This window comes from Chryseobacterium phosphatilyticum (assembly GCF_002899825.2).
In the GTDB taxonomy this organism is placed as follows: Bacteria; Bacteroidota; Bacteroidia; order Flavobacteriales; family Weeksellaceae; genus Chryseobacterium; species Chryseobacterium phosphatilyticum.
Genome location: NZ_PPED02000004.1, coordinates 312157 through 334370 on the forward strand (window position 1 = coordinate 312157; position 22214 = coordinate 334370).

The 22214-nt window shown below is 38.2% G+C and carries 16 protein-coding genes; 7 read left to right on the forward strand and 9 right to left on the reverse strand.

The annotated features are described in order from the left end of the window. Positions 1-198: 198 nt before the first annotated feature. Positions 199-2889: a TonB-dependent receptor domain-containing protein gene (locus C1631_RS17150; protein WP_185144678.1), complete on the forward strand. Its 2691-nt coding sequence runs from the start codon at positions 199-201 to the stop codon at positions 2887-2889. 237 nt (positions 2890-3126) lie between these two features. On the opposite strand, the gene C1631_RS17155 is transcribed toward C1631_RS17150, so the two are convergent. After that, positions 3127-3507 carry a DUF6876 family protein gene (locus tag C1631_RS17155; RefSeq protein WP_103247573.1) on the reverse strand — a complete coding sequence of 127 codons (381 nt, stop codon included), beginning with the start codon at positions 3505-3507 and terminating at the stop codon, positions 3127-3129. Positions 3508-3639: 132 nt separating this feature from the next. Between C1631_RS17155 and C1631_RS17160 the strand changes: the two genes are divergently transcribed. Beyond that, a complete protein-coding gene (locus C1631_RS17160; protein ID WP_103247572.1) occupies positions 3640-4107 on the forward strand; it encodes a hypothetical protein in 468 nt (155 codons plus the stop codon). 6 nt (positions 4108-4113) lie between these two features. Here C1631_RS17160 and C1631_RS17165 read toward each other — a convergent pair whose 3' ends face one another. The 3 genes from C1631_RS17165 to C1631_RS23860 are packed head-to-tail and all read right to left on the reverse strand — an operon-like array spanning position 4114 to position 5102. Next, positions 4114-4371, reverse strand: coding sequence for a hypothetical protein (locus tag C1631_RS17165; protein ID WP_123966720.1), 258 nt, complete (start codon positions 4369-4371; stop codon positions 4114-4116). Next, positions 4364-4921, reverse strand: a complete 558-nt coding sequence (locus C1631_RS24150; protein ID WP_103247570.1) for a hypothetical protein — start codon at positions 4919-4921, stop codon at positions 4364-4366. Before C1631_RS24150 ends, C1631_RS17165 begins: the two co-directional genes overlap by 8 nt. Continuing rightward, positions 4836-5102, reverse strand: a complete 267-nt coding sequence (locus C1631_RS23860) for a hypothetical protein (RefSeq protein ID WP_123966722.1) — start codon at positions 5100-5102, stop codon at positions 4836-4838. Before C1631_RS23860 ends, C1631_RS24150 begins: the two co-directional genes overlap by 86 nt. Positions 5103-5611: 509 nt before the next feature. Between C1631_RS23860 and C1631_RS17175 the strand changes: the two genes are divergently transcribed. From C1631_RS17175 to C1631_RS17195, 5 genes are all read left to right on the forward strand, one after another. Further along, a complete protein-coding gene (locus C1631_RS17175; protein ID WP_103247569.1) occupies positions 5612-6373 on the forward strand; it encodes a GntR family transcriptional regulator in 762 nt (253 codons plus the stop codon). A 65-nt stretch (positions 6374-6438) separates the two neighbouring features. Next, a complete protein-coding gene (locus C1631_RS17180; protein WP_228441303.1) occupies positions 6439-9768 on the forward strand; it encodes a glycoside hydrolase family 38 N-terminal domain-containing protein in 3330 nt (1109 codons plus the stop codon). Positions 9769-9880: 112 nt separating this feature from the next. Continuing rightward, positions 9881-10819: an ROK family protein gene (locus C1631_RS17185; protein ID WP_103246986.1), complete on the forward strand. Its 939-nt coding sequence runs from the start codon at positions 9881-9883 to the stop codon at positions 10817-10819. A gap of 9 nt (positions 10820-10828) precedes the next feature. Further along, a complete protein-coding gene (locus C1631_RS17190) occupies positions 10829-12583 on the forward strand; it encodes a class I mannose-6-phosphate isomerase (protein WP_103246987.1) in 1755 nt (584 codons plus the stop codon). A 5-nt stretch (positions 12584-12588) separates the two neighbouring features. Next, positions 12589-13941, forward strand: coding sequence for a sugar porter family MFS transporter (locus C1631_RS17195; protein ID WP_103246988.1), 1353 nt, complete (start codon positions 12589-12591; stop codon positions 13939-13941). Between the two features lie 216 nt (positions 13942-14157). On the opposite strand, the gene C1631_RS17200 is transcribed toward C1631_RS17195, so the two are convergent. The 5 genes from C1631_RS17200 to C1631_RS17220 form a co-directional block, all read right to left on the reverse strand. After that, positions 14158-16197 carry a kojibiose hydrolase gene (locus C1631_RS17200; protein WP_306461418.1) on the reverse strand — a complete coding sequence of 680 codons (2040 nt, stop codon included), beginning with the start codon at positions 16195-16197 and terminating at the stop codon, positions 14158-14160. Next, the gene (locus C1631_RS17205) at positions 16194-18293 is read right to left on the reverse strand and encodes a glycoside hydrolase family 97 protein (protein ID WP_228441306.1); all 2100 of its coding nucleotides are present in this window, start codon (positions 18291-18293) and stop codon (positions 16194-16196) included. Before C1631_RS17205 ends, C1631_RS17200 begins: the two co-directional genes overlap by 4 nt. 217 nt (positions 18294-18510) lie before the next feature. Then, positions 18511-19008 carry a cupin domain-containing protein gene (locus C1631_RS17210; RefSeq protein WP_103246990.1) on the reverse strand — a complete coding sequence of 166 codons (498 nt, stop codon included), beginning with the start codon at positions 19006-19008 and terminating at the stop codon, positions 18511-18513. 28 nt (positions 19009-19036) lie between these two features. Continuing rightward, positions 19037-21316 (reverse strand): GH92 family glycosyl hydrolase, encoded by a 2280-nt coding sequence (locus C1631_RS17215; protein ID WP_109713540.1) that lies wholly within the window; start codon positions 21314-21316, stop codon positions 19037-19039. Positions 21317-21336: 20 nt separating this feature from the next. Then, positions 21337-22197 carry an ROK family protein gene (locus tag C1631_RS17220; RefSeq protein ID WP_103246992.1) on the reverse strand — a complete coding sequence of 287 codons (861 nt, stop codon included), beginning with the start codon at positions 22195-22197 and terminating at the stop codon, positions 21337-21339. Positions 22198-22214 lie beyond the last annotated feature (17 nt).

Below are 22214 nucleotides of genomic sequence, written 5' to 3' on the forward strand. Positions count from 1 at the left end.
ACTCCATTCTCAAAGAATCTACGTCTGGAACTGTCTTATTACAAAGCGAATAAAAATCCGCAGTTTCAATATTCAGATCCTTATTTATCAGACCGTTTAAAAGAAATATGGCAGCCGCCAAAGATAGGTTAATTAAACACCTCTGTTCATTAATTATTTAATGAACCATTTTTTAATTAATCTAAATTTTTAAACATAATGAAATTATATATTTCCAGGTTGATACTTGGTACATTATTCTTATTTACCCAATTTATATTTGCTCAAAGCCTTTCAAAAAATCAGTTCAAAGTAAAAGGAAACTGCGAAATGTGCAAAACAAGAATTGAAAGTGCAGCTAAAAAAGCAGGAGCAAAAAAGGCAGAATATTCTGTTGATCTTCAAACTTTAACCCTAGAAACCGATAAAGTTCCGGCTGAAGATATTCTAAAAAAAGTAGCCGAAGCAGGACACGATAACGAGAAGTTTAAAGCTCCGAATGATACATACAATGGGCTTCCGGGATGTTGCCATTATGAGAGAGATCTGCAACCCGTGACTTCCCAAACAGAAACTCATAAGCACCATGCGAAAAAAGACAATGAGTTTTTCGTAAAAGGAAACTGCGCATCATGTAAAGCCAGAATTGAAAAAGCAGCAAAAGAAGCAGGATCAGATACGGCGGAATGGAATGCAGAAAAACAAACTGTGGTTCTTAATTTTGACTCGTCAAAAACTTCTTCAGATAAAATTTTAAAAGCGATTGCTGATGCCGGTCATGACAATGAAAAATACAAAACATCAGATTCCACTTACAAAAGCCTTCCGGGATGTTGTTTATACGACAGGGATATTCCTTTTGGAGAAGCTAATCCGAATGTTCATCATGAAGAAGAAAAGAGAAGTGAAGGCCAAAAAGAGCATCAGACAACTTCTGTTGACGAATCTCACGACAAACATGAAAGGAATATTGAAGGAGTTGTAGTAACAGGTTCGAAAGCTGCTACTTCTTTAAGCAAGAAAGAAACCGGACTTGTATTTAATATTGATAAAAAAGAGTTGTTAAAGGCAGCTTGTTGTAACTTATCTGAAAGTTTCGAAACCAATGCAACCGTGGATGTTTCTTTCAGCAATGCGGTTACAGGAACAAAGCAACTGAAAATGCTAGGGCTGGATCAGAAATACACAAGCCTGACGAAAGAACAATTACCCGAAATCAGAGGATTAGCATCCGCATATGGGTTGAATTTCATCCCGGGAAGATGGATTGAAAGCATCCAGCTGACCAAAGGGGGAAGTACTGTAACCAATGGCTACGAAAGTATTACAGGGCAAATCAATACGGAGCTTTTGAAAAATGCCAAGACTCCTGAAACCTCTCTGAATCTTTTTTCTGATTTTAATGGAAGAGCTGAAGCCAATATAACGAGTGTATCTCCCATCAATGATAAGTGGTCACAAACATTCTTGCTTCATGGAAACGGGACATTCGGAAATACCGATATGAATGGTGACGGTTTTCTTGACAGACCCAAAGGAACACAGATTAATGCTGCTTATCTTCTTAATTATAATGATCTGGAAAAATCCGGATTTGGATCTCACTTCGGAATTAATTTTATCAGGGATGAAAGAACGGCAGGGCAAGTTGATTTTGACAAAAAAATATCTCAGGATAAACAATCCGCTTATGGAGTAGGAATTGATATTTCAAGATTTCAGGTTTGGAACAAAACCGGGTATGTTTTTAAGGGAAAACCTTATCAAAGCATTGGATGGATGAACCAATATGTGTACCACCAGCAGGACAGTTTTTTCGGATTAAGAAATTATGCAGGGCAACAACATACGTATTATTCCAACTTGATTTTTGAGAGTATTATCGGGAACACCAATCATAAGTATAAAGCAGGTGCAAGCTTTTTATACGACGGTTATAAAGAGACTTATTTCACGAATGACCTTCGAAGAAACGAAATTGTTCCGGGAATCTTTGCAGAATATACCTTAACCGGATTAAAATATACTTTAGTAGCAGGTACAAGAGTGGATTTCCACAACTTAGCCGGAACTCAGTTTACTCCACGACTTAATTTTAAATATGATTTTACGCCACAAACCATCTTAAGACTTTCTGCGGGAAGAGGATTCAGAACAGCCAATATCTTTGCTGAAAGTCAACAATATTTCGCCTCTAACAGAGCTATTACGATTTTACCTAACGGAGGAAATATCTATGGTTTAAAACCTGAAATCGCGTGGAATTATGGTGCCAGTTTACAACAGGAGTTCAAGCTTTTCGGAAGAAAATCAAGTATTATCGCTGATTTTTTCAGAACAGACTTCCAGGATCAGGTTTTGGTAGATCTGGATCGTTCTCCTCAGCAGCTGACTTTTTATAATCTGGAAGGAAAATCATTTGCTAACTCTTTTCAAACTCAGTGGGATCTTACCCCGTTCAAAAATTTTGATGTAAGACTTGCATACAAATATTATGATGTACAGGCTGATTATATCGGAGGAAGAAGAGAAGTTCCTTTTATGGCGAAACACAGAGGTTTTGTGAACCTGGCCTATGCTACCAATAAAAATGACAAAGGAGGGTTCTGGAGTTTCGATACTACTTTAAACTGGGTAGGAAAACAAAGACTTCCGGACACTTCAAGTAATCCGACGGAGTTCCAGTTACCGGCTTATTCTAATTCGTATGCAATACTGAATGCTCAGATTTCAAAGAATTTCAACAAAAAAATCAGGGCGTATGTAGGAGGAGAAAACCTTACTTCCTATTATCAGAAAAATGCAATTGTTGATTTCAAAAATCCTTTCGGAAATTATTTTGATGGCGGAATGGTATATGCTCCGATTATGAAAGCCAATTTCTATGTCGGACTTGATGTGACATTCTAAAGATACCTAGTAAAAAACAGCGTCGAATCGACGCTGTTTTTTTATTTATAAAAGCAAATACAGAACGATCATGCTACCGGCATGGAAAAAACTTCGTCTTGGATACTAAATTTTATAGCCTATTTAGCAATCCTGTCGACAGCATTCTATTTTAAAACAAAAAACAGCATCAAATTGATGCTGTTCTATTTACACACTCACATTTAACATTAATAATCATGGAAAATCCTAAGTTTATTAATACAATTCTTTCTCTATCGGCAGGCAAAATATATTTCCTTTCTTCATAATTGTGAAGTCATCAAAATAAAAGCCTGTCTGTAAACCTTTGACTTCATGAATAATCATTTTGTTCTCACGTGAACAACTGAGGTCAAAAAGGCCATTTTCTATTTTTTGCAATTCCCAGTTTTGAACTTCGCAATCTAATCCGGGATAGTCTTGTTGATTTAAAATCAGATCCAGTAGCCAGAAACAATTTTCATACACTGCTATATTGTTTATACCTTCTGTCATTTTATGACCCTCCTTATACTCATATAACTTGTCTGGAAATGTATAAATATCATAAAGATCATTTGCAGAGTTTTTAATCTTGGTATGTTTATTACTAATCATGGGGTTATAGATTTTTATAGTTCTGGTTTAAATATTAATTTTGATATCTAACACTTATTTAACATTGTTATGTTAATAATGTTTTCTATCTTTGACAAATATAGTCAAAATTTAGACTAGTTTAATAAAAATATGGACAAAATTCAAACCATTAAAGAAAGAATTTTCTTTTTCCTTGAAAAAAGAGGGGTTAAGAAGGAAACTTTTTATAGAGAAGCAGGTATGTCAGCCTCTAATTTTAAAGGGGCCGGCCTAAAAAGTGACCTGGGTGTTGATAAACTCACCAAGATTTTAAATGTTTATCCTGAATTAAAAGAAAATGAGAATTTAATTTGGTTAATCACCGGGAATGGTAAATTGAATCTGGACACAGACCAGGGAAAACATCTGCAAGAACTTCATCTTCAGCATGAAGAATCTAATGAGAAAATAGGGGATTTACTTGCCAATTTGTTTGCGCAGTATAATGCTCAGGACAAGGGTATCCTGTTTATTCAAAGTCAAATTTCAAGGATTGAAAAGAAATATGATGATGCTATTTTGAAACAAAATAAATATTTAGAGGAAATTTTATCTCTGACCAAAACAGTTGTCAAATAATTAATATTAATTCCTATTAATTATTATTGTTTCTGAGCCTCCTAAAAGAGTTTTTGTTGGAGTTGTTAAAATAAGATATCCGAGATCTTTTGTAAAAAGATCCAAATCTTCCATGGTGTTAATAAATCCTTTATTGATCTCCTTTTTTACTAAATAAATTTTTTTCAGATATTCTGCTTCAGAAATAATTGTTTCAGAATAATCTTCCCATAACTTATCAGAAAGGGCAACAAGAATTTTTAATCTTTCTCTATGACTATTCATTTTCTTCAATTTCATTACGTTTAAAGAGAATCGTAGAGAACCTGTCCAGCGTACTATTATTAAATTGATCCAGTAAATGTAATTTTCTATAATAGTTATCCAATTTAAATACCAGAAAAATAATCAATATCAAAACCAATACAATGGCTATATCAGCAATTGCTGTTATTTCGTTCTCGTTAAAAAAGATGAATTTTATATAGGTTACCAAATGAAAATAACCTGCTACTAAAGCTACATAAAATGTATATCTGTTTGCCCTGAATAAACCACCTAATGCCAGAAATATGACACATGATGATATCGATAAAAAATAAATAGTTGAATCAAGATCCAGTCTTCTTTCACCAACATTGTTCTCCAGCTGAACATTAACATCAACAAAATATCCTACTATATTATTTAAAAATGGTAATATAGCAGAAATTAAAACAAACGCTGAAGCTATTATTTCAATAGTCAGTTTATTTAGGCCGATCCGATTTTGTTGGATCGATTGTGTCAGCGGCTTCTGAGTAGCCTTCTGTATCTTCTTGCTTGCTGGCTCCATCTAAAATAGTGTTTTTCTTCAGTGAATCACTTACAATTTGGGCTCCTTCTGATCTATCCGCTCCAACTTCTACTCTTTTTTGATCAGCTGGCCTGGCAACTTCAACTTCTTCATTTCTATCTGAACACGCCGTCAGGACAGATAATAGTAAGATTCCTGATAATAATAATCTTGCTTTCATAGGTAGTACATTTTTGACGACTTAAAGATAAGAGTTTACCTTTTATATTTTACTTATAAATATACAATAATAATTCTCGTCTGTTAAATAATTTTTACAAACAGGAATTTTATATTACTATCTAAACAAACTCAAATGTAATAAATATTATACGTTTAATTGCAATTAATTATAAAAAACTGAATCAATTAAATAAAAAAAGGTCTAAAATGCAGATATTATCGCAAATACAGCAAAATAAAAAAACAACACAAAACGACATATATGCCAATAATTCACCATGAAATATTGCTGAATAATGATATAATTTCACCAAAAAATGAGTCCAAACTCCGATTATGCTCAATAATGATATTTTTTTCCCGACCAAGAGATGTACAAAATTATATCTGTTTTAACTATTCAAGATGTTTAAATAATTAATTTTTCAGAAATACAGATGAGTCAAATTTTATCAGAAAAAAACATTTCGTTTTAAAAATTTACTATCTTCGTACTTTATTATATGTATGAACATACTATCTCAGGATTTTATTATTGATCACAACAGCAAACTCCCTTTACATGTACAGGTAGAAGAACTTTTCCGTAAACTCATCAAAATAGAAGCTTACAAAAAAGGCGCTTTATTGCCTAAAGAAGTTGATCTTGCCAATCTTTGGGGGGTATCCCGAAACACCATCCGCCAGGCTACCAATAAGCTGGAGCATGAAGGGTTGATCATTCGTAAAAAAGGGATTGGGACACGGGTTGCAGAAAAGAAAAGCCTGGTTACGGGATTAGATCATTGGTACAGCTTTACCAGAGAAATGCAGGAAAAAGGAGTTAAGGTAGTCAATCAGCTACTGAAAACAAGCATGGAACAGCCCAATGAAGAAATTTGCCATTTCTTTCATTCTCCGCCGGATAAAAAAATATTTAAGTTATCGAAATTAAAAGGAGAAAGTTCAGGTGATCCCATTGTTTATTTTGAGAGCTTCTTCCATCCAAGAATCGGTATCAATAAAAACGATGATTTTAATCTGCCTCTGTATAGTATGTTGCAGGATAATTATGGCATTATTGTGCATCGATCCCGGGAAAATATAAGTGCCTGCCAGGCTGGTACTGTCATTGGAAAAAAATTAAAAGTCTCCGCATCTTTTCCCGTATTGAAGCGTGAACGTTTTGTGTATGATATTAACGGAAAGCCCGTTGAATATAACGTAGGATATTATCGTTCAGATAAATTCACCTATACGATAGATATCAATAAATCCCCGGAAATCTGATTTCCTTTTTTTTAGCATTTAATATGTTCAAACATTCTAACATATAATCATAAAAAACAAAGCTCATGTATAACAGGTATTTTCTTTTGCTGGTGTCCTTCCTGATGACAGGCAATTTTGTATATGGTCAGAAAAAAGTCCCGTATTTCGGAAACATACAGGCAATTAATGGATATGAACGCGAAATAAGCGGTGAAAACATTGATTATTTCTCAGCCTTTCCGGATCATGCTAACCGGGCGCTCCTTACCAGAACCACAGACGGAAAAAAAACAATCGAGTGGGAAACTGCTTCTGTCCCTTTGAAAGATAATGGTCAATACATTTATTTCAACTGGCTGGTTTCCCATTCTTCAGGAACAAGTGGAGGACCCAGAAATTTTGACTTATATATCAATGACCAAAAAGCATTAACTCTTACTACCTACCCTGCCAACCAGCATCCCGACTGGATTTCCAAAGCAGTGGATAGTACCGCCTTTGTATTTCATCAGACCAAAACTGACGGATTAAAAGATTCTTACGGAATTGCCTATCTGAGAGTTCCGGTCAAAAAAGTAACACCGGGAAAACCACTTCGCTTAAAAATAGTAGGCCAGGCTCAGAACAGCAGGGACTGGATGATGACCTATAAATTTACTTTTCAGGAAAAAATAGATGCTCAATCGACACCTTTTCTTTTAAAAAATGGAAAACGTCTTCTGACACTTACCACCTTACATTTCGGACCGGAGCAAAAAATAACAGCAAAAATAGATAACAAAGACACGTTCTCTTTTACCATGCCGGATGGGATTAAAACATTTGACATTCCGGTTTCTCTCTCTTCTGAAGGAGGTAAACTGGAACTTGTAGTGACCTCCGGAAAGAAAAAACTACTCCAAAAAACAATTCAGGCTCAGGCCATAATACCACGAACTTTATATTTTATTCATCACTCTCATACCGATGTCGGATATTCCCATTTACAAGCGGAGGTAGAAAAGATTCATACAAAAAACATTTATGATGCTCTTGCGATGATCGAAAAGACAAAGAATCTTCCTGAAGAAGCACGTTTTAAATATAATGTGGAAGCTCTGTGGGATGTAGAAAACTTCATGAAAAACGCGACTGCTGAAGATAAAAAATCTTTTGTAAAAGCGGTACATGGAGGTGGCATCGGCCTTTCTGCCATGTATGGCAATATTTTAACAGGACTTAGCCAGCCGGAAGAATTATTCCACTACACAGAATATGCCCAAAAACTGGAAAAAGAATTTGGTTTAACAATCAACAGCGCCATGATGTCTGATGTACCGGGATTTGCCTGGTCATTAGTCCCTGCTCTTACCTCATCGGGAGTAAAATACTTCTCAAGCGGGCCTAATTATCTTGGAAAGACTAATCCTTATTTGGGAGACCGTGTCGGAAACTTTGTAAAAAACTGGGGTGATAAGCCGGTGTGGTGGCAATCTCCGTCAGGAAAAGAAAAAATATTATTCTGGACAGCAGGAAGGGGATATTCTTCATGGCATGGTGTACATCCCGGAGATGTATTTGACAATGGTCAAAAAAAAATTGCAGAATACCTGGAAGACCTTACCAACACCAATTATCCTTATGACATGGTACAATGGCGCTACAATATTGTTGCGGACAACGGCCCTATAGATCCTACCGTCTCCCAATTTGTAGATGAATGGAATAAAAAATACATCTCACCCAAAATTGTACTGAGTACCAACGAAAAAATGTTCGAAGTATTTGAGAAGAAATACGGAGATAAAATCCCTGTTGTAAAAGGAGATATCAGTCCTTATTGGGAGGATGGAGCCATGTCCACTGCCAAAGAAGAAGGAATCAACAGAAACAGCAGCTTAAAACTGCAACAACTGACAACACTTTATTCTATGCTAAATCCCCGACTATATAACAGCCAGCATTTTTATGAAGCATGGAGAAACATTATTTTATTCCATGAGCATACATGGGGAGCTTTCAACAGTATTACGGCACCAGATCTTCCTTTCGTGGCAGATCAGTGGAAAGTAAAAAAACAATTCTCAACAGAGGGCAGCTCTCAAACCGGAAAGCTAGAAAAAGAACTACTTCATCCTCTGACAGATCCTGCGTCCAAAACAATAGCTGTATTCAATACCTCATCATGGACAAGAGAAGGCATGGTCATTATCCCTGAAAATATGCAGGCTAACGCAGTACAGGATGCTACCGGCCAAAAAACTCCTTTGCAAAAATTACAAGACGGGAAAATGACATTTTTAGCCAAAAATGTTCCGGCTCTGGGATCGGCAACATATACGTTGATTAAAAATAAAGTAACGTCTCCATCTCCGTTCACTATTACTGACACCAGTATTTCGAATGGAAAAATTACAGTGACCTGGGATCAAAAAACGGGAAGCATCACTCATCTCACCGATGCAACAATGACCAATTACGCAGGAAGTTTTAATAATCAGGGATTGAACTCTTACTGGTATGTTCCGGGATCTGATCCTAAAGAAGCCTTATCAAATACTGATGTACAGGTAAAAATACTGGAAAACGGACCTGTCATGGCAAAGATTTCATTAGTATCTGAAGCTCCGGGTGCTCATAAACTGGAAAGAATTATTACCATCATTGCCGGCAGTGACGAAATAGCGCTGGAAAATATTGTGGATAAAAAACCTGTTCGTACCAAAGAAGCCGTTCATTTTGGATTTCCTTTTAACCGTGACTTTAAAAATATCACTGTCGATGCCGGTTATGGCAATATGAAGTACCTTACCGATCAGCTTCCGGGTTCTAATATGGATTATTGGTACAGCCGTCGTTGGGTAGATGCTTCTTCAGAGCAAAAAGGAATGCAGTGGATGGTGCTGGAAACTCCATTGATTGAAGCCGCAGCAATGATTGACGAAAGAATGGTCATCGACAATAGCCACAAAAAGTGGAAAGATAGTGGTACTCCGGGAACGACAAATTGGTTCAGTTATGCCATGAACAACTACTGGCACACCAATTATAAAGCGGATCAGGAAGGACCGGTACATTACCATTACGTGCTACGTCCTCATGATGGTTTTAATTCTGTCGAAAATGAAAAATCAGCAGCTGCATTTACACAGCCTCTTCTTGCAATTCCTGTCAGGGGAAAATCTGTTAACAGTGGAAGTCTTTTCCATATGAACAATGGCAAAGTGGTTGTTACAAGTATTACTCCACAGGAAGATCAGAGCTTTATGATCAGATTATATAACCCGGATGAAAAAGAACAAATAACCTCATTCCAATGGGAAAAACTCAAGCCAGTAAAGCTTATTAACCTTAAAACAGGGGAAGAATTGCCCATTACCGATAAATTTAGTTTAGAAGGAATGGATGTGCTTGAGATTAAACTAATTCTCTAAGGGACAGCATTCTAAAATGAGTACTTTCCATCTAAACCTTATAGGTTTTCGAAACCTATAAGGTTTGAATACCAACTATAAATATTTGTCAACATTTAAAATAAATCAGACAATGTCAAAACCAGTAATTGCCATAGACATGGGCGGAACAAAGATTAAAATCGGTCTTGTACAGGAAGGAGCCGTTTTATCTTATATTTCCGTTGATGCAGACTCCGGGAAAGGCCTTACTCCAAAGCTTCCTGTCATAAAAGGGGCCGTAGAAAACATATTAAGTCAACACAACCTTACTATCGATGATATTTCAGGGTTTGGCATTGCTTCTCCGGGAATTGTCGATAGCATTGAGAAAAGGATTATTTCCATCGATAAAAAGTTTGGTGACGCACCGGAAATTAATCTTGAAGAATGGTGTTTACAGACTTTTAACCTCCCTTTTTTTATTGAAAATGATGCCCGATCTGCATTAATAGGAGAATGGAAATACGGCAAGGCTAACACGTACGACAATATTGTTCTGATGACCTTAGGAACCGGTATTGGAAGCGCTGTGGTTATGGAAGGCCAATTACTGAGGGGAAAACATTTTACCGCCGGCGTCCTTGGTGGTCATTCTGTCATTAATTATCAGGGAAATATTTGTAACTGCGGGAATAGAGGCTGTGTAGAAACAGAAGCCTCCACATGGAATCTTCCGGTTATCGCAGCAGCACAAAAAAACTTCACGGATAATCAACTTGCATTACATCAGATTATTGATTATGAACTTATCTTCAGACTTGCGGAAGAAGGCGATAGTGCCGCTGCAGCTATTCGTGACCGGAGCCTGCAGGTCTGGTCTGCATGTGCTATCAACCTCATCCATGCCTACGATCCGGAAGTTCTGGTGCTGACAGGAGGCATTATGGCCAGCAACTTTTATATTCTTCCTTTTATCAGACAGCATGTTGAAGCTCACGCATGGACACCATGGGGAAAAGTACGAATTGAGGAAGGAAGTTTCCCCCGTACCGCAGCATTGCTTGGAATCGCTCACCTTATCAACCATTAATCAAAAAGAATGAAATCAAATTTTAATAAATTTCCAATTATTTCCATAAAAGATCATACCTGTATTACGGGTTGGAAAGATATTTTAAAAGAACTCACGGTGAATACGCAGGAAACGATTGCTATTGAATGCTATCCCGGAGTATTTATCAGCGAAATGATTGCTGCAGTAAAGGAATTTTTACAGCCTGAACTGATCATCAATACTACCGAAGCGATGAAAACGGAGAACGAAATTTCCGCGATGGTACAAAAGTATGTGACTGAGGATCCTGTATTCGGTTACATCAGTCCATTGGAATTGGAAATGTATTTTGTCCCTTCCAAAATAACAGATCTTCATAAAAAGCTGAATGAAGTAAAAGGATGTAAAGTAATTATTGGCCCGGGAGCAACTATAGTGAGTGAAAAACCTGATACCATCCTGTATGCAGATATGCCCCGATGGGAAATACAGAAGCGCTTCCGGCAAAACACAGCCTCTAATCTTGGAAGAACCAATAACACGGACTCTTTTGCTTATCAATATAAACATGCTTATTTTGTCGACTGGCGAGTTTGTGACCGTTATAAAAAAAGAATTCTCAACAAGTGCCATTTTGTAGTGGATACAACCATTCCGTATCAGCCCAAAATGATAACAAAAGCGGCTTTATTTAAAGCTCTTCAGCAAACGGTACACCAGCCGTTCAGGGTCGTTCCTTTTTTTGATCCGGGGCCGTGGGGTGGACAATGGCTGAAAGAAGTCTGTGATCTGGACAGAAGCCAGCCTAATTATGCCTGGGGGTTTGATTGTGTACCGGAAGAAAACAGTTTATTATTAGGATTCGGAGATCAGGTAGTGGAAATTCCATCTCTTAATCTTGTGTTTTTCCAACCGGAAGCTTTGCTTGGTAAGCAGGTATATGAAGGATTCGGAGATGAATTCCCTATCCGCTTTGACTTTCTGGATACGATGAAAGGTGGCAACTTAAGCCTGCAGGTACATCCACTGAAAGAGTACATTAAAGAAAAATTCGGGATGACCTATACTCAGGATGAAAGTTATTACATGCTGGATGTAAAAGAGGGTGCTTTTGTCTATCTTGGTCTGAAAGAAAATATCGATCATGAATGTATGATGAAAGATCTCACAGCTGCACAAAAAGACTCTATCCCTTTTGATGCAGATCAGTATGTACAAAAATGGCCCATGCAAAAGCACGATCATGTTTCCATACCGGCAGGAACGGTACATTGCTCAGGGGCTGATTCCGTAGTATTGGAAATTAGTGCCACTCCCTATATTTTTACGTTTAAACTCTGGGATTGGGGAAGAATGGGGCTGGATGGAAAGCCGCGACCGATATCTCTGGAACATGGAAAAAATGTGATTCAATGGGATCGCACCACTTCATGGACAAAGGAACATATTCTCAATCTTACGGAGTCCGTCAATGAAGGGGATGGCTGGCGTGAAGAACGTACGGGATTAGATTCGATGTCATTCATTGAGACCCGAAGACACTGGTTTACCAAAAAAGTGATTCATCATACAGAAGGAGTGGTTAACGTACTGAATCTGGTCGAGGGTCGTGAAGTAATTATAGAAAGCCCTGATCATAGTTTTGAGCCTTATATCATCCATTATGCAGAAACGTTTATTGTTCCTGCTCATGTGAGAACCTACACCATCACTCCTCACGGGGAAAGTGCCGGAAAAGAATGCGCAACGATTAAAGCCAGCATTCGAACTGAGATGATTTCCCATAAAGTTTTAAAATAAACGCTATGTCACCAACTTCACATTCAACACTTATTTATAAATCAACTCTGGTAGCTTCAGTAGGTGGATTATTATTCGGTTACGATACAGCTGTAATTTCCGGAGCCATCGGCTTTATGAAAATCTACTATCAGCTTTCGGATGTAATGACGGGCTGGGTGGCTTCGTGTGCGCTGCTCGGATGTATTGTGGGAGCAATGTATTCTGGTAAACTCAGTGATCTTATCGGGCGGAAAAAAGTATTAATGCTTTCCGCTATATTGTTTGTCATCTCCTCAATAGGAACGGCTGTAGCACCTGATCTTTGGATCTTCGTGATATTCCGGATTATTGGAGGAATGGGAATAGGAATTGCGTCTATGCTCTCACCGATGTATATCTCAGAAATGGCGCCGGCAGCTATAAGAGGGCGTTTAATTTCAATCTTCCAGCTGGGTATTGTTACAGGGATCCTTGTTATTTATTTTGTCAACGCTTATATCGCCGGAATTCATAATGAAACATGGAACATTTCCATGGGATGGCGATGGATGTTTGGCTCAGGGGTTATTCCTTCTTTCATCTTTATTCTTTTATTGTTAACGGTTCCTGAAAGCCCACGTTGGCTGGCATCACAAAAAAGAAATACCGAAGCACTGGATATTCTTACCCAAATCAATGGCGCTGAAATCGCTCAACAGGAACTGAAATCCATTGATGAGTCTTTACGGGATGAAACTCCATTTTCTTTTTCTGATATAAAAACACCTCAACTCAAACGGGCATTGAGTATCGGTATTGTACTGGCTGTTCTTTCCCAAGTCTCGGGAATTAATGCTATTATGTATTATGCTCCTGAAATCTTTAAATCTACGGGGGTAGGCTCAGACTCTGCATTTATACAAACTATTCTAGTGGGAATCATCAATGTCGTTTTCACTTTAGTAGCCATAAAATATGTAGATCATTGGGGACGAAAAAAACTTTTGTTAATTGGTGTTACAGGGATGACTGTTTGCCTTTTTGTTACCGGACTTGTTTTTTACAATCAGCAACAAGGCTATCTGCTTCTGATCGCTATACTTGGATATATTGCCTGTTTTGCGATGTCACTAGGACCGCTGACATTCGTTGTTATCGCTGAAATATTCCCGACAAAAGCACGGGCTACAGCCATGTCGGTAGCAACTTTTTTTCTGTGGCTGGCTGTATTTCTGGTCTCACAGACTTTTCCGGTTCTCATAGGATCTGTTGGAAGTGCCCTAACCTTTTGGATGTATATGATAATTTCGGTATTTACCTTCTTTTTTATCTGGAAAATGATTCCTGAAACTAAGGGAAAAACGCTGGAAGAGATAGAAAAAGAATGGAGGGATTAAAGGTGAAGGGACTGATGTATTTAGCCACGAATGCACAAATAAAAGGATTCGTGCATTCGTGGCTAAAAATTGAAAATAAATAGGTTTTGGCTAAAGCCGGATTCCACAGAATATAATAACAAAGCGGACTAAAGTCCGCTCCTATTGATGTTTCTTATATTCCTTTTGGTTTACAACAAAATTAAGATTGCAAGGCAGGTCTAATGCATTAGAAATTTACTGACTATTTGAAAAGGTCATATTTCCGGTACCTATTCCTTTTACCGTCACCTTTTTCCAATTCGGAGGCAATGCATTTTTAGTTGATTTTAAGGTACCTTTTTCATCCATATCCACTCCTGCAAATCCCATCATTACAGCCTGCAATGCTCCTCCTGCACCCGTAAGAAAATAAGGGTTATCTCCCTCTTCCGTTTCAGCAAGAACTCTGAATGGGGGTAAAAGATTAGGTTCATAAGATTCTTTAAACCATTTATACGACTCTTTACCCTCTCCTAATCTGCTGTACAATAAAGCAAAAATAGACTTGGTCATCGCCGGAGTTTTCTTATTGGGAACCTTTTCCTGGTAATATTTCAAATCTTTTCTGATCTGTTCTTTATCCTGAATGGTATTGAGCGGATACGCCAGTAAATTGACGTCCGCCTGCTTTATTGATGCTCCGTTATAAGTATCGTGTTCTTTTGTCACTCCGTTTTCAAGTCGCGTAAACACCAGGTTTTCTGCAATGTCATCCCAGGTTTTATTGAAAGGTATATTAAGTAACTTGGCAGCAGCATTGGCAAACCTGAAATTTTGTTTTGCAATGGCATTCGTGTACGCATTATTATCTACATTCTCTGCCCATTCATCGGCAGCAACCACATTTTTAATGTAATACCTGTTTCCTTCCTTTTCTACCCGCGATTGCCAGAACCTTGCTGTTTCGTTTAGAAGAGGCCAGCCTTTTTCTTTTAACCATTGCAGGTCTTTAGTCATTAGATAATAATTCCAGGCTGCAAAAGCAACATCTCCGGTAATATGATGCTCATAGGTTCCGGACAATGCCCAAACCGGGGTTTCTTCTTCTCCTGAAACTGCACTTTCCCAGGGGAACATTGCACCTTTATATCCATACATCATAGCATTTGTCTTAGCAGCCTTCAGCCTGTTAAAACGATACTCTACAAGTCCTTGTGCAATTTCAGGATGGAAAAACAACAAAGGTTTGAACATAAACATTTCTGTATCCCAGAAAACATGCCCGTTATAACCTGTTCCGCTCAATCCGACCGGAGATAAGGAGTAATCTGATCCTTCTTTTGAAAAGGAATACAGATGGTACAGCATATTATGAACATCCTGTTGTGCCTGCGCATCCCCTTCTATTTCAATATCGCCTTTCCACAAGTTCTTCCATTCTTCTTCATGTATTTTATACAGTTGAACCGGATTTTGCAAATTGGCATAAATACTTAATCTTTCAACAGCATTATATGGATCCTGAACCTGAGAGGATGATACAAGAGAACCTATCAAAGAAAAAGTATAGGGTTCTGATTTTTTTAATTTTTTCACGAATTTCATCAAATGAGCATCGCTGTCACGCATTTCATGTGAAACTTTTGGCTGCTTATATTGTTCTTCCGGAAATACAAATGTGGTGCTTGCTGCCATCGTAAGCGCTCCGGTAGGACTTTTTGCTACCGAGGTTAAGAGAGGTATCGTGGCATGCGGAGGGTTTACTTCGTTATAACTCTGTTGAAGGGGCAGAAATCCCTGAGGGGTTTTAAGATTGCTTTCCGCAACAAATGAAAGCTCCTTTTTGGGATGTATGGTCACGGTAAGAATTACATTGTTGGGAAGATGCCTCAACGCTGCATATTGATATTCTACAGAGGCTATATCTCCATAATCGAATGAACCGGAAAAAGTGGCTGTTTTAAAATTGATATGTTGGGTATAATTCGAAATATTTTTACGATTAACTTCTTTCCAGTCGATGACAAGATTAAAATCAAGCACATTAAAGTTGGAAAGAAAATTACTTGTTCTTCCTCTTCCATACTGATCATACACTCCGGCCAGAATAACATTTCCCGCTTTCAAAGCTTCCGGTGAGGAAATCACTCCTATCATTCCGTTGGAAACCGTAATACCGGTGTAATGATCCGGATTAATATTCTCTGCTTTAATTCCCCACGGATCCTGTGCGGAACAGAGTCCGAAAATACAAGTGAATACTATACTTAAAACCGCTAGTCCTTTTTTCATCATGATATTGGTTTTATGCTGATGGCAAATCCTCCACCCGGAGCTACTTTTATTTTAAGTTTCTCGCTTGATTTTATCTTTTGTTTTGAAATTTCATAGCTTTTCGGATTGTGGTTCCAGCTGGCATCTTTTCCATCTTTATAGATAATGGCTTCAAACTTCTGACCTATAGGAAGGAATGATAAATCGACTGTAGCTTCTCTTGGATTTTCATCGGTGATACTTCCGACAAACCACTGGTCTTTATTTTTTGCTTTTCTTGCGATCGTCACATAATCTCCCGGCTCTGCCTCAAGAATATAAGATGAATCCCAATCTACTGCAACATCTTTGATAAACTGGAAAGCGTCAGGATATTTTTTATAATTTTCAATAAGGTCTGCAGCCATTTGAAGTGGACTGTACATTGTAATATAAAGAGCAAGCTGTTTTGTCAAAGTTGTGCTTAATTTCGCTTTATTTTTTCCATACACAGAAAGATCACCTTCAAATATACCCGGAGTATAATCCATAGGACCTCCGATCAATCGGGTAAAAGGTAGAATTGTGGTATGATCCGGTTTGTTTCCGTTGAAGGATTCAAATTCGGTTCCTCTCGCTGACTCCTGGGCAATCCAGTTGGGATATGTTCTGTGCAATCCGGTAGGTCGCACTGCTTCATGGGAATTGACCATGATCTGGTACTGGGCTGCGGTTTCAGCAACATATCTGTAATGGTTAACCATCCATTGCCCATCATGATATTCACTTCTTGGAATAATTGGTCCTACATATCCTGTTTTTACGGCATCATATCCATTATCCTTCATAAATTTGAAAGCATCTTTTAATTGTCTTTCATAATCCACCACTGAAGAAGTGCTTTCGTGATGCATGATGATTTTTACATTTTTGCTTTTTGCATAAGCCTGGAGTTCTTTCACATCAAAATCCGGATAAGCTTTGGTAAAGCTGTAAATATGTTCTTTTCTGTACGCCTGGTTATCTTCCCAGCCTTCATTCCAGCCTTCTACCAGAACAGCATCAAATCCGTTCGCTGCGGCAAAGTCAATATATTCTTTCACATGTTTTGTGTTGGCACCATGCCTGCCGTTCGGCTTCAATGTTTTATAATCTGTTTCTCCAATTCTGATGTCCTGATTATCAGAGTAGGCCCACGTAGAACCACCGCCAGTAAAATATTCCCACCATACACCTACATATTTCGTAGGTTTTATCCAGGAAGTATCCTTTATTTTGCTGGGCTCATTAAGGTTAACAATCAGGTTGGAAGACAATATTTCTCTTGCATCATCACTGATGATCATGGTACGCCACGGACTTACTGAACCGGTTTGAATAAATCCTCTGTCGCCGTTTTTATCGGGTGTAAGATTGGAAGAAAGAATAAAGTTTTTATCATCAAGGTTAAGAGTCATCGCCGGGAAATTAACCAGTGCAGCTTCATGGATGTTGATATAAATTCCATCCTGAGATTTCAGCATCAACGGCGTTTGTACAGCTAAACCTGAACTGGGAGCTTTGGCTGCCAACGGTTCTTTTCTTACCTCATCAATTAAACCTGAAATCTGAGATAATGTTGAAGTCGTTACCGGAAATTCATTGGTATCATAATCTGCGGGAATCCAGAATGCTTTATAATCTTTGGACAGATTGAAAGAGGTAAGCTCGTTGTTGATCGTAAAATGTCTCAACTCAGGCTGAACGGGAAACTCATATCTGAAGCCCAATCCATCATCAAAAAGTCTGAATCTGATATCCAGTTTCCAACCCGTTTTATTTTGCACGAGATGAACCAGCATTTCTTTATAATGATCTTTTACTTCTTTGTTGGGTCCCCAAACGGTCCTCCAGGTATTACTTTCAGAAGTATAGCTGATATTTTCCACTTTAAATCCTGAAAAATAAGAGGTGGAAGGTTTTAGAATAAATCCCAGTTTACTATCCTTCACAATGGTTTTCCCTTTGTATTGAAGCGCATAATACGGGCTTCCTTCTTCTTTGATAGTAAAGTTCAATTTCAGTTGACCATTGGGAGATTCGAATGATTGGGCATGTATAATGATTCCGCATATAACAGATATACAGAGTGACAGCATATTTTTTATCATGATCTTCAGCTATTTTAATTATTAAAAAAGAAATTCATTCCGCCATATAAAAATGATGAGCGCAAATGATAAGTTCAGAATCAGGGTGCAACTGTGGATAGAAAGGTTGCTTAAGAAATACTGAATCCAAAAAAAGGAGGCAAGTAACATTACATTCTTCTCTTCAGAATTGCTGAAGAGAAGAAATGAATGTTTTTATGGTTAATTATCTTCCGAAATCATCCTGTACACGAACGATATCGTCTTCATCGGAAGGATGAGAAGCATCGGTATGCTGCCAGATTTCGGCAACAATTCCCCAGCCATCAAGACCAATTAAACGGTGTCTCTCTCCCTGCTGAAGTTTTACCTGATCTTTTGGATTGTATTCTGCTACTTCACCCTCGTCATCGGTATTGCTTCTTTTGATTCCTACGGTACCTTCCACAACCTGCCAGATCTCAGCTCTTCTGTGGTGATACTGCCAGCTTAATCTCGCCTGTGGAGCAACAATAAGAATTTTAGGACTTAGCTTCCCTCCTATTCTTAAGTTTTCCACATCAATCCCGTCAAAATACTGGTTGGCAAAATCCTGAGCCTGATTTTCATCAATCACAAAAAATCCTCCCCAAGGTCTTGTATCATCTTTTGCTGCAATACTAAACCCTTGTGCTCCCAGCATCTCTTCTACTCTCTCGAATATTTCTTTCTTTTCTGTACTCATACAGTTTATTTCTAAGTGTTAAATTATTTTATTTTGATTGTTCTTTTGACATTGAATAAGGAAAATCTTTTTCCTGTGAGCCTCTTTCTTTGTTCGGTTTGTTATCCATTGTAAAATCAAGAACAGCTCCTTTCATCAGCTCCTGGTGGCTTAACCAGTTTTTGGAATAAGGCTGTTGGTTTAGGTTCAAAGATTTCACATACAGATTATCTGCATTGTTTTCCGGTGCTTTTATTTCAATTTTCTTTCCGTTTTCAAGATGAATGGTTGCCTCCTTGAATAATGGTGCACCCAGTACATACTGATCTGTAGCCGGCGTCACCGGATAGAATCCCAGGGCCGAGAAAACGTACCACGCAGAAGTCTGCCCGTTATCTTCATCTCCACAGTATCCGTCTGGTGTAGCCATATACAGCTTATTCATCACCTGCCTTGTCCAATATTGTGTTTTGTACGGAGCTCCGGCATAGTTATAGAGATAAATCATATGCTGTATTGGCTGGTTTCCGTGAGCATACTGCCCCATATTCATGATCTGCATTTCTCTGATCTCATGGATTACTCCACCGTAATAGCTGTCATCAAAAACAGGAGGAAGTGAAAATACCTCATCCAGTTTGGCTTCAAACTTCTTTTTACCTCCCATCAATTCTGCCAGCCCGTCAATATCCTGGAATACAGACCACGTATAATGCCAGCTATTTCCTTCTGTGAAGGCATCACCCCATTTAAAGGGATTGAAAGGTTTCTGAAAATTCCCGTCTTTATTCTTACCGCGCATTAAACCTGTTTCTTTGTCAAACACATTTTTGTAATTATACGCTCTTTTTTTGTAAATATCAATTTCTGAAGCAGGTTTTCCTAAAGCTTTCCCCAATTGGTAAATAGAAAAATCATCATAGGCATATTCCAGTGTTCTGGCAGCATTTTCATTGATTTTCACATCATACGGAACGTAACCCAATGTATTGTAATATTGCACTCCTGCACGCCCTACTGCTTCAATAGGACCTTCATTATTGGCACCATGTTTTACCGCCTGCCATAACGTTTCTACATCATATCCCCGAAGTCCTTTGATATAAGCGTCTGCCACCACGGAAGCCGAATTATTTCCAATCATAATATCAGAATATCCGGGGCTGCTCCATTCCGGCAAGAAACCGCCTTCTCTGTACGCATTTGCCAAACCTTCCTGCATTTCCACGTTAATACCTGGATACACCAGATTTAAGAACGGATATAAAGCACGGAAAGTGTCCCAGAAACCTGTCCCGGCAAACATTCTTCCGTCAGCGATTTTACCGTTGTACGGGCTCCAGTGTTTTATTTTATTTTGAGCGTCAATTTCATATAATTTTTGTGGAAAGAAGAGGGTTCTGTATAACGAAGAATAGAAAGTTCTCATCTGCTGATCTGTTCCTCCTTTTACTTCTAATTTCCCAAGGGTTTTATTCCAGATATTTTTTGCATCAGTCTTTACCTGTTCGAAATTTCTGTTACCGATTTCTCTTGTAAGGTTCAGCTCTGCCTGTTCAAAACTAATGAATGAAGAAGCTACTTTAGCGTAAACCGCGTCTTTATTTTTAAGTTTAAAACCTACAACTGCACCGGTATGGTCGCTGGTTACCTCCAACTGGCCGTTGATCAGCTGATTGTCTTTCCATGTTCTTGTCAGCTCAAAATCTTTATCAAACTGAATGACAAAATAGTTTTTAAAATTTTCATATTTCCCGGTTGAATATCGGGTTGTATAGCCCAGGATTTTTCTTTCTTTAGGTAAAATCTTAATGTAAGATCCTTTGTTTAAGGCATCAATGACAACATAGGCGCTATCTGTTTTAGGAAAATCAAATTTAAAAAAAGAGGCTCTCTCTGTTGGGGTAAACTCAGTGGTTACATTGATATCCGCCAGATATACACTGTAAAAATAGGGTGTTGATACCTCAGCTTTGTGGCTGAACCAGCTTGCACGTTCATCTTCTTTAAATTTTAGTTTACCGACTCCCGGCATCATGGCAAAAGCGCCGTAATCGTTCATCCAGGGAGAAGGCTGATGGGTTTGTTTAAATCCTTTAATTTTATCTGCATCATAGGTATACGCCCATCCGTCACCCATTTTACCGGTTTGGGGAGTCCAGATATTCATTCCCCATGGAAGTCCCACTGCGGGATAGGTATTTCCGTTGGATAAAGAGGGTTTGGACTGGGTTCCCATCAAGGGATTCACATAGTCTACGGGAGACATGCTCTGACTGAAAGCCCAGATCTGTAATACAAGAAAAAAAGTAGAAAATAGAGACTTCATTGTATCGTTTCGTTTTTAATTTATTTTGCTTTTTTCAAGGCATAACTGGCCGCTCCCAAAATGGCTGCATCTTCAAATATTGCAGAGATTTTCACGGGCAGGTTAATATGATTTGCGGAGAGATTCTCCTTAAATTTTGCTTCAAAATGAGGATATGCTTTGGCAATATTACCTCCTATAACTAAAACTTCCGGTTGGTACTTGCTGACATGCTGCACAATAAACTCCGAAAAGGTATCTGCATACTCATCAAACATGGTATTCTGTATGTCCTGAGGTTTTTCCAGTAGTTCTTTGGTTCCTGAAATTTTTCCACCGGTCAATTCTTCGTAACGGTTTACAAACCAGCGAGTCGCCATAAAGTCTTCAAAAATAGAGTCTCTGAACGGAGCATCCCAAAGGTCTTCATCGGTAGCTATTTCTCCATTATAAAAGGTGGTTCCAAATCCTGTTCCCAGTGTTACTCCAAAAATTCGTGTATAATCCTGCACACAGCCTCCAAAAACCTCCCCTTCCATAAAAGCAGCTGCATCATTAACAAAATAAATCTGATCGAGGGAGATTGACAGACGTTTTGCCAGCTCTTCTTTGATGTTTACGTTATAGATGTCAAGAAATTTTCCATGCAGCATCTGAGCAATTCCGTTTTCATAGTCAAAAGGTCCCGGCATTGCAATTCCTATGAGAAGATCCTCTCTTTTCAAATCATGGGAAGCTTTCTCTATCGCAGAAACCCACGCAGAAAAAATCGTTTCCCTTTTTTCATAAGAATCAACATGTTCCCTTACATAGGTTGAAGAAATGATTTCACGTTTTTCAGGATCTACCTGAGCCAATGTAATGTGGGAGCCTCCAATATCTATCCCCAGTATATTTTGCATTATTTTTAATTTATTTA